Origin of the sequence: Neolewinella litorea, assembly GCF_004803465.1 — a bacterium.
GTDB classification, from domain to species: domain Bacteria; phylum Bacteroidota; class Bacteroidia; order Chitinophagales; family Saprospiraceae; genus Neolewinella; species Neolewinella litorea.
In genome coordinates this window covers 90,345-103,384 of record NZ_SRSF01000003.1, presented here as the reverse complement: position 1 = coordinate 103,384, position 13,040 = coordinate 90,345, and the positions used below count along the sequence as shown (strand labels likewise).

General features: G+C 59.1%; 19 protein-coding genes. 2 read left to right on the top strand and 17 right to left on the bottom strand.

Translation table 11 applies throughout. The features are described 5' to 3' along the window. Window position 1 precedes the first annotated feature (1 nt). Window positions 2-694, bottom strand: a complete 693-nt coding sequence (locus E4021_RS08835; protein ID WP_246050257.1) for a M15 family metallopeptidase — start codon at window positions 692-694, stop codon at window positions 2-4. Between the two features lie 95 nt (window positions 695-789). On the opposite strand from E4021_RS08835, the gene E4021_RS08830 reads away from it, so the two are divergent. Together E4021_RS08830 and E4021_RS08825 are read left to right on the top strand one after the other, a co-directional pair. After that, on the top strand, window positions 790-2,352 hold the full coding sequence (locus tag E4021_RS08830) for a sodium:solute symporter family protein (protein ID WP_136458479.1): 1,563 nt from the start codon (window positions 790-792) through the stop codon (window positions 2,350-2,352). Between the two features lie 207 nt (window positions 2,353-2,559). Continuing rightward, a complete protein-coding gene (locus tag E4021_RS08825) occupies window positions 2,560-2,955 on the top strand; it encodes a hypothetical protein (RefSeq protein WP_136458477.1) in 396 nt (131 codons plus the stop codon). Here the strand turns inward: E4021_RS08825 and E4021_RS08820 are convergent. The 16 genes from E4021_RS08820 to rplP form a co-directional block, all read right to left on the bottom strand. Next, on the bottom strand, window positions 2,952-4,202 hold the full coding sequence (locus E4021_RS08820; RefSeq protein WP_136458475.1) for a BaiN/RdsA family NAD(P)/FAD-dependent oxidoreductase: 1,251 nt from the start codon (window positions 4,200-4,202) through the stop codon (window positions 2,952-2,954). The two genes, E4021_RS08825 and E4021_RS08820, sit on opposite strands and share 4 nt — an antisense overlap. Before the next feature lie 103 nt (window positions 4,203-4,305). Continuing rightward, complete coding sequence (locus tag E4021_RS08815; RefSeq protein ID WP_246050256.1) at window positions 4,306-5,697, bottom strand: MATE family efflux transporter; 1,392 nt, start codon at window positions 5,695-5,697, stop codon at window positions 4,306-4,308. Between the two features lie 105 nt (window positions 5,698-5,802). Further along, window positions 5,803-7,173 carry a preprotein translocase subunit SecY gene (gene secY, locus E4021_RS08810; protein ID WP_136458473.1) on the bottom strand — a complete coding sequence of 457 codons (1,371 nt, stop codon included), beginning with the start codon at window positions 7,171-7,173 and terminating at the stop codon, window positions 5,803-5,805. A gap of 11 nt (window positions 7,174-7,184) precedes the next feature. After that, window positions 7,185-7,631 (bottom strand): 50S ribosomal protein L15, encoded by a 447-nt coding sequence (rplO, locus tag E4021_RS08805; RefSeq protein WP_136458471.1) that lies wholly within the window; start codon window positions 7,629-7,631, stop codon window positions 7,185-7,187. 107 nt (window positions 7,632-7,738) lie between these two features. Then, window positions 7,739-7,915: a 50S ribosomal protein L30 gene (rpmD, locus tag E4021_RS08800; protein WP_136458469.1), complete on the bottom strand. Its 177-nt coding sequence runs from the start codon at window positions 7,913-7,915 to the stop codon at window positions 7,739-7,741. Between the two features lie 46 nt (window positions 7,916-7,961). Beyond that, window positions 7,962-8,537, bottom strand: coding sequence for a 30S ribosomal protein S5 (rpsE, locus tag E4021_RS08795; RefSeq protein WP_136458467.1), 576 nt, complete (start codon window positions 8,535-8,537; stop codon window positions 7,962-7,964). An 11-nt stretch (window positions 8,538-8,548) separates the two neighbouring features. After that, window positions 8,549-8,902, bottom strand: coding sequence for a 50S ribosomal protein L18 (gene rplR, locus E4021_RS08790; RefSeq protein ID WP_136458465.1), 354 nt, complete (start codon window positions 8,900-8,902; stop codon window positions 8,549-8,551). 13 nt (window positions 8,903-8,915) lie between these two features. Then, window positions 8,916-9,473, bottom strand: a complete 558-nt coding sequence (rplF, locus tag E4021_RS08785) for a 50S ribosomal protein L6 (protein WP_136458463.1) — start codon at window positions 9,471-9,473, stop codon at window positions 8,916-8,918. A 60-nt stretch (window positions 9,474-9,533) separates the two neighbouring features. Beyond that, a complete protein-coding gene (gene rpsH / locus E4021_RS08780) occupies window positions 9,534-9,944 on the bottom strand; it encodes a 30S ribosomal protein S8 (RefSeq protein ID WP_136458461.1) in 411 nt (136 codons plus the stop codon). Between the two features lie 63 nt (window positions 9,945-10,007). Continuing rightward, window positions 10,008-10,277, bottom strand: a complete 270-nt coding sequence (gene rpsN / locus E4021_RS08775) for a 30S ribosomal protein S14 (RefSeq protein WP_099106019.1) — start codon at window positions 10,275-10,277, stop codon at window positions 10,008-10,010. Continuing rightward, window positions 10,277-10,840, bottom strand: a complete 564-nt coding sequence (rplE, locus tag E4021_RS08770; protein ID WP_136458459.1) for a 50S ribosomal protein L5 — start codon at window positions 10,838-10,840, stop codon at window positions 10,277-10,279. The genes rpsN and rplE overlap by 1 nt, the downstream gene beginning before the upstream one ends. Beyond that, window positions 10,840-11,208, bottom strand: coding sequence for a 50S ribosomal protein L24 (rplX, locus tag E4021_RS08765; protein ID WP_136458457.1), 369 nt, complete (start codon window positions 11,206-11,208; stop codon window positions 10,840-10,842). The genes rplE and rplX overlap by 1 nt, the downstream gene beginning before the upstream one ends. Window positions 11,209-11,220: 12 nt before the next feature. Continuing rightward, window positions 11,221-11,589 (bottom strand): 50S ribosomal protein L14, encoded by a 369-nt coding sequence (gene rplN / locus E4021_RS08760; protein ID WP_099106022.1) that lies wholly within the window; start codon window positions 11,587-11,589, stop codon window positions 11,221-11,223. A gap of 33 nt (window positions 11,590-11,622) precedes the next feature. Continuing rightward, a complete protein-coding gene (gene rpsQ / locus E4021_RS18390) occupies window positions 11,623-12,057 on the bottom strand; it encodes a 30S ribosomal protein S17 (RefSeq protein WP_136458455.1) in 435 nt (144 codons plus the stop codon). Between the two features lie 8 nt (window positions 12,058-12,065). Then, entirely contained in the window at window positions 12,066-12,326 is a 261-nt protein-coding gene (gene rpmC, locus E4021_RS08750) for a 50S ribosomal protein L29 (RefSeq protein ID WP_136458453.1), read from the bottom strand. Between the two features lie 62 nt (window positions 12,327-12,388). Beyond that, a complete protein-coding gene (rplP, locus tag E4021_RS08745; protein ID WP_136458451.1) occupies window positions 12,389-12,808 on the bottom strand; it encodes a 50S ribosomal protein L16 in 420 nt (139 codons plus the stop codon). Between the last annotated feature and the right edge of the window lie 232 nt (window positions 12,809-13,040).

Genomic DNA, 13,040 nt, shown 5'->3' with positions numbered 1-13,040 from the left:
GCTAGGGGCAGGCCCACGTCCACTCGCTGAGCGGGAAGCGGGGGCCGCCGTAGTTGAAATGCCACCATTCGGTGCGGATGGTGGAGAAGCCGCGGCGGCGCATGGCTTCCTGTAACGTACGGCGGTTTTTGAGGACGGGCTCCGGCAGGTCGGTGGTTGTGGTATAGGCTTCCTCGCCGAAGAAGTCGTAGGGAGTACCCATATCCAGCTCGCGTCCGGTGGCCAGTTCCACCACGGTCAGGTCCGCCGCCGCCCCGCGACTGTGTACGCTGCCGCGGGCGGGGTGGGCCACGTAGCGGGCGTCGGGCATCACGTCCCAAAGCCGCTGTTGGTAGGGGCCCGGTCGGTAGCAGTCGTACATCTTTAGGCCCAGCCCAAGCGGCCGCAGATCGTGGTGGACGGCCAGCAGGGCACGGGCCACCGCCGGTCGGTAGAAGCAGCGGCCGCAGTCGTAAATGCGGCGCTCCATGAAATTACTGTCGGTAGCGTAGCGTATCTCCAGGACGATGGAGGAGTCCAGGCGGATCAGTTCCGTCCACTCCGTAGTATCGTAGTCGATGGCCGGCTGGGGCGGGGGCGGCATCACTGCGGGTAGGGCCACGGGAAAGGCGATCTCCGCCTGCGGCAGTTCGGGGGCGCGGTCGCAGGTGCAGAGCAGGGCGGCCAGGAGCCAGGAAAGGTGGTAACGCAACATGGCAGGGTAAAGTAGGGAATTTGCCGCCGCTCCAGGCGGGGAAAGGGAACGGAAGAGTACTTTGTGCACCCTTAAGCTACCGCCAACCCCCGTACATGTCCCTCCGCCGCCAAGGCCTGCCCCTTCTCTTTCTTGGCGTGCTGCTGGGGGGAGCGGCGGCCTATCTCTACTGGTTCACGAATGAGGATGTCCACTGGCCGGCCTTCTTAAGCATGGCCGTCTTCTACGCGGTAGTGTACGTGATCGGGGCCCGGGCGGCCGCTCGCCGACGGGGGGAAGACAACGACGCCGACGGAATGATGCTGGCCGGGCGCAGCCTGCCCCTTTACATCGCCATCTTCACCATGAGCGCCACCTGGGTGGGCGGCGGTTTCATCAACGGCACCGCCGAGTATACGGCTACCCAGGGGCTCGTATGGGTGCAGGCCCCGTGGGGGTACGCGCTCTCATTGGTGATCGGCGGACTTTTCTTCGCCCGGATCATGCGCCGGCGCCGGTACCGCACTATGCTAGATCCGCTGACCGAACGCTACGGAGAACGCATGACGGCCGTACTCTTCCTTCCCGCACTGACCGGCGAACTCTTCTGGACGGCCGCCATCCTCACGGCCCTCGGTGCCACCTTCGGCACGGTACTCGGTATCGACCTTACCACCGCCATACTCCTGTCCGCCGCCATCGCGGTGGCCTATACGGCGCTCGGTGGACTGTGGGCGGTGGCCATGACGGATGTCGTGCAACTCCTTATCCTCTTCCTGGGGCTTGCCCTGATTGTTCCCTTCGCGCTCTCTTATACCGGCGGCCTCGGCGCCACCTACGCCGCGTACACCGATAAGTTCGGGGCAGCGGCCAGCCCCTTTCCTTCCCGGGAAGCCCTGGGGGATGCCTACTGGACCTGGTGGGACTACGCCCTGCTGCTCGTCTTCGGGGGCATTCCCTGGCAGGTGTATTTCCAGCGCGTCCTGGCGGCCCGCGACGAGGGCACGGCCGTGAAGCTCAGTCTGATCGCCGGAGTGGTATGCCTACTGGCCGCAGTCGCGCCGGTACTGATCGGGATGGTGTCGGCTACCGTAGACTGGTCGCTGCTGCCCGCCGGTCCGCCGCCGGACGCCAGCGCTACCCTGCCCTGGGTGGTGCGTTACCTGACAAACCCGGTGGTGGCCGTCGTCGGGCTGGGAGCGGTGGCCGCTGCCGTCATGTCAAGCGTGGACAGCAGTGTACTCAGCGCCAGCAGCATGGGCGTTTGGAACGTCTATAAGCCGCTGGTCAAACCGGACCTTCCGGACAGCCGACTGGCCGTCCTCATCCAGCGATGCATCTGGATCGTGGGAGTGGCCGCCACGCTGATCGCCTTTCAGGTGCAGAGCGTATATGCTCTGTGGTTCCTGTGCTCCGACTTCGTGTACTGCCTCCTGTTTCCCGCCCTGGTGTGCGCGCTGTTCGATCCGCGGACCAACCGCTACGGGGCTATGGCGGGCTTTACCCTGGCCGCACTGCTGCGTTTTGGCGGGGGAGATGACACCTTGGGACTTCCCGCCTACCTCCCTTACCCCGCCGACTTCCCGTTTCGTACGGCGGCCATGCTGAGTGGCCTGCTGGCGAGCTTTGTGTTATCCCGGGTTGCGGACCGGATGGCACCACCAAACACCACCGATTAGGGGCTAAAAATTCTGCAAATGTCCATGACGTGACAAAATAAACGATTGCCCAGACAATTTCTCTATTCTTAATCTCTGTGCAGACTTGCGTAGAGAACATATTATCCCCTATATTACTTAAAGACAGTACCGGCCTATTGCCGAGCTGTTAACTTTTGGTCTTGACTTAGCTACACTGAGCCTTTTGGTTCGCATGAACAACACAACATGAAGTTTTTAACCTCGCCGTATATGATGGCGGTGGCAACTATCATCTATATGGTAGTTGGAACTGTCAGGGAAGCTTATTTCCCCCCGACTGATGCAACAGCAGCATCAACCCAGCCTATCGTTGCCGCGCCCTCCCCTACCGAAGCCGCTTCCACATTCACCTTTGACGGCTACGCCTCGGGTTACTCTCTTACAGCTCCCGCGCGGGAAGCAATCTCTTCGCTGACCACGCCGCAGAACTGTGCGACGGTGCCCGCTGAGCCGATAGCCATTCTGGCCGGGACCCCACCCTCCCCCCAGAAAGATTCCGTTTCCTACGCCGTACAGTCCACACCAACATCCCCCAAACGGCACGAATCAACCGGAAAAGGATTATTTGTAGAGGGAATTTAGCCTGCGTCAGTAACGGGGTCCTGCTGGCCGATAAGCCAGCCCCCCGTCCAGGCGGCCTGAAAATTGAAACCGCCGGTAATGGCGTCTATATCAAGCACCTCACCCGCCAGGTAGAGCGTTGGATACTTCTTTGAGCGAAAAGACCGGAAATCAATCTCCCGCAGGTCCACCCCACCCGCCGTTGTAAACTCGTCCTTGTTGGTTGCCTTCCCGCTTACCCGGTACTTTCCGGCCGTTAGTTCGCGCGTGAGCGCTTCCAATTGGGCATTGGACACCTGCGCCCACTGCAGGTCCTGTGGAATCCGGGCGGCATCCACCAAGGATTGCCAGAGGCGCAGCGGCAGGTCAAACTGGGCCCGCTTTCCTACCTGTTGTCGACTGCGGTCGTTGCGAAGTTCCGCGAGCATCGCCCGGGCGTCCCCGGCGCGCTGATTTACCCAGTTGACGGAGAGGGGGAAATCGTATCGACGGGGGTGCAGGTGACGCGCGCCCCACGCGCTGAGGCGCAGGACGGCGGGTCCGCTGAGACCCTTGTGGGTGATGAGCAGAGGCCCTTCGGCCTTCAGGTTATCGCCTGAGATATGAAGCTGGGCCCAGGGCAGGCTGATACCAGCCAACCCCTCCAGTCGCGGATCCCGAATATTGAAGGCGAAGAGTGAGGGTACGGGGTCCACCACCGTATGGCCGAGCTCGGTCAGCAATTTCCAGACGGCCGGATTACTCCCGCTGGTGATCACCAGTTCGCGGGCGAAGTACCGCTGGCCACCAGCCACGACCGTCCAACGGTCATCGGCTGCATCCGTTTCGGGGCGGCGGGGCGCGGGTGCCGTAATGGCTTCCGCCCGGGCACCGGTGATTACACCAATACCCAATCTCCTCGCTTCCCCCCATAGGCAATCAATGATGGTCTGGGAGTCGTCCGATACCGGAAAGACGCGACCGTCGTCTTCGATCTTGAGATCTACGCCGCGATCCGCGAACCAGGCCATGGTGTCCCCGCAGGCAAACTTGTGGAAGGGGCCCAGCAATTCCCTGCCGCCGCGGGGATAGAACTTCACCAATTCCCGGGGATCCCAGCAGCCGTGGGTCACGTTGCAACGCCCCCCGCCGCTGATACGTACTTTTTCAAGTATCGAGCGGCCCCGCTCCAGGATGACAACCCGCTCCTGGGGCCGGTGCAGGGCACGGTGGATAGCCGCAAAAAAGCCGGCCGCGCCGCCGCCGATGATGAGGGTATCCGTGGTCATAGGTAAAGGAAACTGAAACCGGTAAAAGAAATCATTAATGTAAAAAATCGAATGCCCGTCGAGAAACGAAGAGTGGCGGGGCAGCTTCGCCCGTAAAAGACGCTCAGATCACCTTTGTTTTCCACCGGCCACGTCGGAACAGGATGATGGCGATCGCCGCCAGTACGCATTCCGCCAGCACCACCGCCCATACGACCCCACCCACTTCGTAGCCACGCTCCACGGCCAAGTAGTAACCCAAGGGGATCTCAAGCAGCCAAAAGCAGACGAAATTGAGCAGCGAGGGGGTGGCGGTATCCCCGGCCCCGTTGAAGGCCTGAATCGGAATGAGACCGACACCGAAGATCACGTAGCCGATCGCGAAGATCTGCAAAGCATCGATTCCGTAACCTACGGCTACCGGATCCTGGGTGAACCCCCGCACCAGCGGTCCCGCAAAAAAATAGTAGCCAACGGAAAGCACGCCCAGGTATAAACTCGTGATGCCCAGCGCCCACCATACCCCGCGTTCTGCCCGGGCCGGACGGCCGGCGCCCAGGTTCTGCCCCACGAAGGTGGCGGCGGCGTTGGAAATCCCCCAGGCGGGGAGCAGGGTGAAAAGGATGAGCCGGATGGACACGGTGTACCCGGCCACGGCCGCGGCACCGAAACCGGCGACGATGCGGGCCAAAAAGATCCAACTGGCGGAACCGATCAGGTACTGAAATGCCCCCGTAGCCGCAATCCGGAAAATGCGCAATTGCATGGCGAAGTCGATCTTCCACCCCTGAAGGCGGATGCGCACCACGGACCGACCCGAAAAAAGAATGTAGAGCTGGTACGCCACCCCAACGCTGCGGCCGATCGTAGTAGCGATGGCAGCCCCCTCCACGCCAAATCCGGGAATGGGCCCGAGACCAAAGATGAAAAGCGGGTCGAGGAGAACGTTGATGCCGTTGGCCAACCAGAGCACCCGCATGGCCGTGGCCGGCTCCCCCGCGCCCCGGAATACGCCGTTGAGCAGGAACAGCAACATGATAATGCCGTTGCCGACAAACATGATGCGGGTGTAGCCGACGCCGGCGGCCACTACGGCTGCATCCGCACCCATCAGGCGTAGTAACTCCTCAGCGTACCAGAAGCCGGGGACCGCGATGAGCAAGCTGATCAGCAGCGTCAGGACGATGGATTGTCCGGCAGCCCGGCTGGCCTGGGCCGGATTTTTCTCGCCTACGAAGCGGGCAATCAGTGCCATGGGGGCGAGGCTCAGTCCGACCCCTACGCTGTAGATAAGGGTCATCATCACTTCCGTGAGGCCAATAGTTGTCAGGGCCTCCACCCCGATGCGGCCCACGAAGAAGGTGTCCACGAGGGCGAAAACGCTTTCCATGGCCATCTCGAGCATCATCGGAATGGAGAGCAGGATGATGGACTTGCGGATACTCCCCGAAGTGTAGTCGTACGCCTCTCCCCGGACGGCGGATAGGACGAGTTGCAGGAAGCGATTGGTGCGCACGGGAGGATCGATTACCGGAGGAAGTAGGACGGGACCGGGGTATGGTCCAAAAAAAGAACGGATGCCCTAGGGGCATCCGTTCCGTTACACTTAAGATTTTGAAGGCTAGAAATCGGCACCGATCTGCTGCATCCGGCTACCGGTTCCCCGGCCTTGCAGGCGACCCTCTTTAGAGAGGCCGTCGTACTTGCGCATGAGCAGATATGTATCAATTTGCTGTAGGGTATCGAGGACTACACCCACCATGATGATCAGGGAGGTACCGCCAAAGAAAATGGCGAACTGCTGGTTGACGCCCATACCGGCTACGAAAGCGGGCAAGATAGCGATGAGGCCGAGCAGGATAGAACCCGGAAGCGTGATCCGGCTGGTGATGGAGTCGATGTATTCTTCCGTTTCCGTTCCACCGCGCACGCCGGGGATGAAGGCATTCTGGCGCTTGAGGTACTCGGTGTACTGGCTGGGATTGACCACCAGGGCCGTATAGACGTAGGTGAAGGCAACCACCAAAACGAAGTACACAATGTTGTAGATCGGAGAGGTAAAGTCGTTAAACTGCAGGGCCAGCCAGCTGGTCTCCGCATCGCCACCGGCAAAGCCGGCGAGACTGGCGGGAACAAACATCAGTGCCTGGGCAAAGATGATCGGCATAACACCCGAGGCGTTCACCTTGAGCGGAATGTAGTCGCGGGCAGTAGTGGAGGGCGCGGCACCCTTGCCCCTTCCAACCATACGCTTGGCGAACTGGATGGGGATTTTGCGTACGCCGGTGACGATCATTACCGTAGCCATGGTGACCAGGAAGAAGCCCAGCATTTCGAGCACGAAAATGAGCAGGGCACCGGCCTGGAGGCGGGATTGCAGCTCAAAGCCGAGTGCGGCGGGGAGTCCGACGATGATGCCTACCGTAATAAGCAGGGAAACACCGTTACCGATACCGCGATCCGTGATCCGCTCGCCCAGCCACATCGCGAAAATGGTGCCGGTCGACAGGATAATGATTCCGGAGATCCAAAACACCGATTCGGAAACCGCGGGGCTGACGCCACCCTGTGACCGGATGTAGGTAAGGTATCCGGCACCCTGTACCAGGGTGATGGCTACCGTGAGGGCACGGGTGATCTGGGTCAGTTTCTTGCGGCCCGATTCTCCTTCCGTCTTCTGTAGTTTCTGGAAGTAGGGAACGGCAAAACCCAGCAACTGCACGATGATACTGGCCGTGATGTAGGGCATGATGCCCAGGGCCATAATCGAGGCGTTGTTGAATGCACCGCCGGTGAACAGGTTGATCAGTCCGAGCAGGTCATTGGCGTCTCCCCGATTGGCCAGGCTGGCCTGGAGGGCAGCAATGTCTGCACCGGGAAGAACGATGAAGGAACCGAGGCGGTATACGGCCATAAGGGCGAGGGTGAAGAGGATGCGGTTACGCAACTCCTCAATCGACCAGATATTTTTAATAGTCTCGATGAACCTCATGGCAGGGTAATTTAGGCGATGGTAATGGTACCACCTGCTTTCTCGATAGCCTCTTTGGCGGTGGCGCTGGCGGCGTGGGCCGTGATGGTCAGCGCGGTGGTCAGTTCACCGTTGCCCAGTACTTTGTACCGTACATCCCGCTTGAGGATACCGGCATCGTAGAGGGATACGGGAGTGATCTCCGTCAGGCCATGCTTTTCGCTGATGGCCTGGAGGTTTCCAAGGTTCAAAGCTACGTATTCTACGCGATTCGGGCTGTTGAATCCACGCTTGGGAAGACGCATTTGGAGGGGCATCTGGCCACCTTCAAAGTTCCGCTTGCTCTTGTAACCGCTGCGCGACTTGGCACCTTTGTGACCGCGGGTGGAAGTACCACCACGGCCGGAGCCTTGCCCACGGGCGATCCGCTTTCCAGACTTGGTAGAGCCGGCTGCGGGTTTGAGATTATTAAGTTCCATTACTTCTTGATTTAGGTCGCTGAAGGAGGTTGGCCACGGTATCTGCTAAAGGCGGGGCGGTTGTCGGGCTAAGCCCGGGGCCCGTCCCGTCCCTGCTTCCGGGCTCCTTAGCCTTCTACTACGACCAGGTGGGACACTTTATTAACCATTCCGCGGATTACCGGAGTATCCTCACGCTCGACGGTCTGGTGCATTTTTTTGATACCGAGGGCCTTCATCGTGTCCTTCTGGCTTTTGGGCCGGTCGATTACACTTTTGACCTGGGTGATTCTAAGGGTTGCCATGGTACATGGTTTGTTCCGGCGGGGGCCGGGAGGTTGGGGATAAGGGCTAGCCTTCGAAAAGTTTCTCCATGGAGATGCCGCGCTGCTTGGCGATCAGCTGGGGGCTGCGCAGCTTCTGCAGGGCATCGATGGTAGCCTTGATCACGTTGTGGGGGTTGGACGATCCCTGCGACTTGGCCAGTACGTTGTGTACACCGGCAATGTCGAGGACAGCGCGCATGGCACCACCGGCGATTACACCGGTACCCTCACTGGCGGGCTTCAGGAGCACCTTACCGGCGCCGTACTTACCCAATTGCTCGTGGGGGATGGTACCCTTGTAGAGCGGGATCTTGATCATGCTCTTGCGGGCCACGTCGGTTGCCTTCTGGATGGCTTCGGAGATGTCACGGGCCTTGCCCATGCCGTGTCCTACCTTTCCTTTACCGTCACCGACCACCACGATGGCGGCGAAGGTGAAGGTACGTCCACCCTTGGTCACTTTGGAAACCCGGTTGAGGGCTACCATTTTTTCCTTCAGATCGGATTCGTGCTGGTCGCCGCGGTTGTTACGTCCGCGGTTGTCACGGTTGTCGCGCCGGTTGCTGCGTCCGCCGCCGCTGTTGTTTCTATTATCAGCCATTGGAGCTTAGTTTAAAGGTTGAGGCCACCCTCACGGGCGCCTTCAGCGAGTGACTTCACCCGACCGTGATACAAATAACCGCCCCGATCGAAGAGGGCCTTCTCGATGCCGGCTGCCTTGGCGCGCTCCGCGAGGAGCTTACCGACTTCCTTGGCCTGGTCAGACTTATTGCCTTCGTTGGCAACGGCGGCTTCGTAGCTCGAAGCGCTGGCCAACGTGGTACCGTTCTCGTCGTTGATGAGTTGGGCGTAGATATAGCGGTTGGAACGGAATACGTTCAGGCGGGGCTTCTCGGCCGTACCCTGGATCTTTTTCCGGACGCGGCTGTGGATCCGCTTGCGCCGCTTCAGTTTCGTTAGTTGCATGGCTATTATCTTTTTACTTCTTAGCGGCGGTCTTACCGGCTTTGCGACGGATTTCCTCGCCTTCGAAGCGGATACCTTTTCCTTTGTAGGGTTCGGGCTTACGCAGGGCGCGAATTTTGGCGGCTACTTGTCCGACCAGTTGCTTGTCGTTGCTGCTGAGCTTGATGATGGGGTTTTTACCCTTGGCGTTGACGGTTTCCACGGTTACCTCCTGCGGGACGAGGAAGTAGATCGGGTGGGAGAAGCCGAGGGTAAGGATGAGCAGGTTGCCCTTGTTTTCAGCGCGGTAACCTACACCGATGACCTCGAGGCTCAGGGTGTAACCGTTGGTCACACCTTCCACCATGTTGGCGATCAGGGAGCGGTAAAGGCCGTGAAAACTGCGGTGCCGCTTGCTGTCACTGGGGCGGGTAACCTGGACTTCGTCGTCCTTGATTTCGATGCCCATGTCGGGGTCGACCTGCTGGGTCAACTCACCTTTGGGGCCCTTAACCGTCACCACGTTTCCTTTGGAGACGGACACGGTAACGCCCGAAGGGATCGCTACCGGGTTTTTGCCAATTCTAGACATAATATTGAGGTTGGTCTTACGGCAAGCGCGCGGCTTGCCTGCAGAGGTGGACTATACTGATTAATATACGTAGGCCAGAACTTCGCCGCCGACGTTTTGCTCCGTTGCCTGCCGACCGGTCATCACACCCTTGCTGGTGGAGACGATGGCGATACCCAGGCCGTTGATCACGCGGGGCATGGCGTCGGATTTGGCGTACTGCCGCAGACCGGGCTTGGATACGCGAACGAGTTTACGGATAACGGGACGCTTGGTTTCCCGCTCGTACTTGAGGGCGATGGAGATCGTGCCCTGCTGACCTTTCCCGGCTTCGTCATCGAACTTGTACTTCAGGATGAAGCCCTGATCGTAGAGAATTTCGGTGATGCGCTTTTTGGTGCGCGAAGCGGGGACCGTAACTACACGGTGACCGGCGATCTGAGCGTTGCGGATGCGGGTCAAATAGTCGGCGATAGGATCAGTGACTGCCATTATAGGAGATTGCGCCCTGTGGTTTTCCGTATGGAACTTCCGGGGCTGTTAAAATTTGGGTAATTACCAGGAGGCCTTGCGGACACCGGGGATCTTGCCGTCGAGTGCCATTTCACGGAACTTGACGCGGCACAGGCCGAACTTACGCATGTAGCCTTTGGGGCGACCGGTAAGTCCGCAGCGGTTGTGCAGACGGATGGGATTGGAGTTACGGGGGAGCTTGTCCAGCTCTTCCCATTCTCCGGCGGCCTTCAGCGCGGCACGCTTTTCGGCGTACTTGGCGACCATGCGCTCCCGCTTGCGTTCGCGGGCGATGAGGGATTTACGGGCCATTATTGGTTGTTATTCTGATTCTTGAAAGGAAGGCCCAGCTCACGGAGCAGGGCGAGGGCCTCGGCATCGGTGTTGGCACTGGTCACGAAGGTGATATCGTATCCGGTGATGTTGGCCACGTCGTCCAGGCTGATCTCGGGGAAGATGATCTGCTCGGAAACGCCCATGGTATAATTGCCACGGCCGTCGAAGCTCTTGTCGTTGATACCGCGGAAGTCGCGGACGCGGGGCAGGGCGGTAGAGATGAGGCGATCCAGGAAATCGTACATCTTCTCCCGGCGCAGGGTAACCTTGGCACCGATGGCCATACCGTCGCGCAGTTTGAAGTTCGAGACCGATTTCTTGGCCTTGGTGGTAACGGCCTGCTGACCGGCTACGAGACTCATTTCCTTGACGGCATTCTCTACGAGTTTGCGGTCCTGGGTACCCTTACCAACGCCCTGGTTGATGGCGATCTTGAGCAGACGAGGTACCTCCATGGGAGACTTGTAGCCGAACTGCTCCTGCAGCTTGCTGCGTACTTCCTCGTCGTACTTTTTCTTTAGTCTTGGCGTGTAGCTCATTATGCGATGATGTTGTCGTTACGCTTACCGTAGCGCTGGAGTTTACCGTTTTCGTCCCGCTTCCGGCCCACGCGGGTGGGCGTCACCTCTTCGGTGGAGGGGTCGACCAGCATCAGGTTGCTGAGGTGAATGGGAGAAGCCTTATCGACGATGCCGCCGGCGGAATCCTCCGTGGGTTTCTGGTGCTTCTTGCGGATATTGACGCCGTCGACCAGGGCCCGGTTCTCGGCCGGAAATACTTCCAGCACCTCGCGGGCGGTGGTGCGGTCCTTATAGGCACCGCTGATTACGACCACCCGATCGCCCTTCTTGATCTTCAGCTTGGGCGTGTGCCGCTTCTGCTTGTCTTTATAGGTTTTGTTAGCCATGGCTGCTTTTCTTTAGAGTACCTCGGGGGCGAGTGATACGATCTTCATGTAGTCGCGGTCGCGAAGTTCTCGGGCCACGGGGCCGAAGATGCGGGTTCCGCGGGGCTCTTCGGCGGCGTTGAGCAGTACCACTGCGTTGTCGTCGAAGCGAATGTAGGATCCGTCCTTGCGGCGGATCTCCTTTTTGGTGCGTACGACAACGGCCTTGGAGACCGAGCCTTTCTTAACGTTGCCGCCGGGAGATGCCTCCTTGACGCTGACAACGATCTGATCGCCGATGGTGGCATAGCGACGCTTAGAACCTCCCAGTACCCGAATACAGAGTACTTCCTTGGCCCCGCTATTGTCGGCTACGCGCAAACGTGATTCCTGTTGGATCATTTCAAATTTCTTTTACTGCCGTTTACGAATGGGTTACTTGGCCTTTTCCAGTACGGAAATCAGGCGCCAGCGCTTGCGCCGGCTGAGTGGCCGGCACTCCATGATGCGAACGAGGTCACCGATCTGGCATTCGTTGGCTTCGTCGTGGGCGATCAGCTTCTTGGTTTTCTTTACGTACTTGCCGTAAATGGGGTGCTGCAGGCGACGCTCGATGGCAACGGCGATGGTCTTGTCCATCTTGTTGCTCACTACGTATCCGTCGCGCGTCTTCCGCTCGTTGCGACCGGAGGTGTCCTCTGCATCTTCACCCTTGGTGCCCGAGAAGGTCTCGGCGACCTGCTCCACGGCGTGGGTAGCGGTCTTCACCAACGAATCGGCGGCACCGGTAATCGTTTCCAGAACGCCACCCTCTTGGGTCTGGCCCTTGGCCTGTTCGTTCTCCGGAGTGTTCTTTTCCTCGTTACTCATGTTATCAGTTACTTTTTACGACGACGGCGGCGGATGTTGTCACGCTTGGCGAGCTCTTCCTTGGGCATAGCCTCAAGCTCACGGCGGCGGATTTCGGTGTTGATCCGTGCAATATCACGACGCACGGTACGCAACTGCAGAGGATTTTCAATACCGTTCACGGTATGATCGAAGGTCATCTTCTGGAGGCTGGTGGTGGACTCCTTCAGCTGATCCTGAAGATCAGCGTCGGAAATGTCCCGCAGCTCTAAGGTTTTATTACTCGCCATCGGAAAGTGATTTACCGCGCGGCAGGCCGGCGGATTTAGCTTTGAATTATTGAATGCAGGGTTTATCCCTGGTAGTCTACTCGCGTAATGGTCTTGGTCAGAACGGGCAGCTTTTGTGCGGCCAGACGCAGGGCCTCCTCGGCAACTTCGCGGCTCACGCCGTCGAGTTCAAAGAGAATACGTCCGGGCTGTACCTGGGCAACCCAGTGATCAAGGGCACCCTTACCCTTACCCATACGTACCTCGAGCGGCTTGCTGGTGATGGGCTTATCGGGGAAGATGCGGATCCACACCTTGCCTTCCCGTTTCATGTGGCGGGTCATGGCAATACGCGCGGCTTCGATCTGCCGGTTAGTGATCCGGCCGGAATCAAGGCTCTTGAGCCCAAAACTTCCAAAGGATACCAAGGTACCACGTCCAGCCAGGCCACGGTTGCGCCCCTTCTGCTGCTTGCGGTATTTCGTTCTTTTCGGCTGTAACATTTTACTATTTTTAAGAGGGCTCTCTTAGAGCGGGGCAAAGGTACGATTATCCTGGGACAATCGAAAATCCACAGCCCCTTTTCTTCCGAGCAAAAGAAAGCAAGGTAGCAGCGGGCGTCTTGCCGGCTGCTACCCTGCTTGTCAGGGATGAGGACCAGCGCAAAGCTTCACTTTGATGGTCCCCGGTTCAGTTGTTCTCGCCCAGGGCGGTTAAGTCGGCTGGCGTGCTCAC

Bases quoted from the DNA above. Each gene is read 5' to 3' on its own strand.
- rplF (WP_136458463.1), bottom strand. From the start codon at position 9,473: ATGTCTAGAATTGGCAAAAACCCGGTAGCGATCCCTTCGGGCGTTACC.
- rplR (WP_136458465.1), bottom strand. From the start codon at position 8,902: ATGCAACTAACGAAACTGAAGCGGCGCAAGCGGATCCACAGCCGCGTC.
- rplO (WP_136458471.1), bottom strand. From the start codon at position 7,631: ATGGAACTTAATAATCTCAAACCCGCAGCCGGCTCTACCAAGTCTGGA.
- rplP (WP_136458451.1), bottom strand. From the start codon at position 12,808: ATGTTACAGCCGAAAAGAACGAAATACCGCAAGCAGCAGAAGGGGCGC.
- secY (WP_136458473.1), bottom strand. From the start codon at position 7,173: ATGAGGTTCATCGAGACTATTAAAAATATCTGGTCGATTGAGGAGTTG.
- E4021_RS08830 (WP_136458479.1), top strand. From the start codon at position 790: ATGTCCCTCCGCCGCCAAGGCCTGCCCCTTCTCTTTCTTGGCGTGCTG.
- rplX (WP_136458457.1), bottom strand. From the start codon at position 11,208: ATGGCTAACAAAACCTATAAAGACAAGCAGAAGCGGCACACGCCCAAG.
- rpmC (WP_136458453.1), bottom strand. From the start codon at position 12,326: ATGGCGAGTAATAAAACCTTAGAGCTGCGGGACATTTCCGACGCTGAT.
- rplN (WP_099106022.1), bottom strand. From the start codon at position 11,589: ATGATCCAACAGGAATCACGTTTGCGCGTAGCCGACAATAGCGGGGCC.
- rpsE (WP_136458467.1), bottom strand. From the start codon at position 8,537: ATGGCTGATAATAGAAACAACAGCGGCGGCGGACGCAGCAACCGGCGC.
- E4021_RS08825 (WP_136458477.1), top strand. From the start codon at position 2,560: ATGAAGTTTTTAACCTCGCCGTATATGATGGCGGTGGCAACTATCATC.
- E4021_RS08835 (WP_246050257.1), bottom strand. From the start codon at position 694: ATGTTGCGTTACCACCTTTCCTGGCTCCTGGCCGCCCTGCTCTGCACC.
- rpmD (WP_136458469.1), bottom strand. From the start codon at position 7,915: ATGGCAACCCTTAGAATCACCCAGGTCAAAAGTGTAATCGACCGGCCC.
- rplE (WP_136458459.1), bottom strand. From the start codon at position 10,840: ATGAGCTACACGCCAAGACTAAAGAAAAAGTACGACGAGGAAGTACGC.
- rpsN (WP_099106019.1), bottom strand. From the start codon at position 10,277: ATGGCCCGTAAATCCCTCATCGCCCGCGAACGCAAGCGGGAGCGCATG.
- rpsQ (WP_136458455.1), bottom strand. From the start codon at position 12,057: ATGAGTAACGAGGAAAAGAACACTCCGGAGAACGAACAGGCCAAGGGC.
- E4021_RS08820 (WP_136458475.1), bottom strand. From the start codon at position 4,202: ATGACCACGGATACCCTCATCATCGGCGGCGGCGCGGCCGGCTTTTTT.
- rpsH (WP_136458461.1), bottom strand. From the start codon at position 9,944: ATGGCAGTCACTGATCCTATCGCCGACTATTTGACCCGCATCCGCAAC.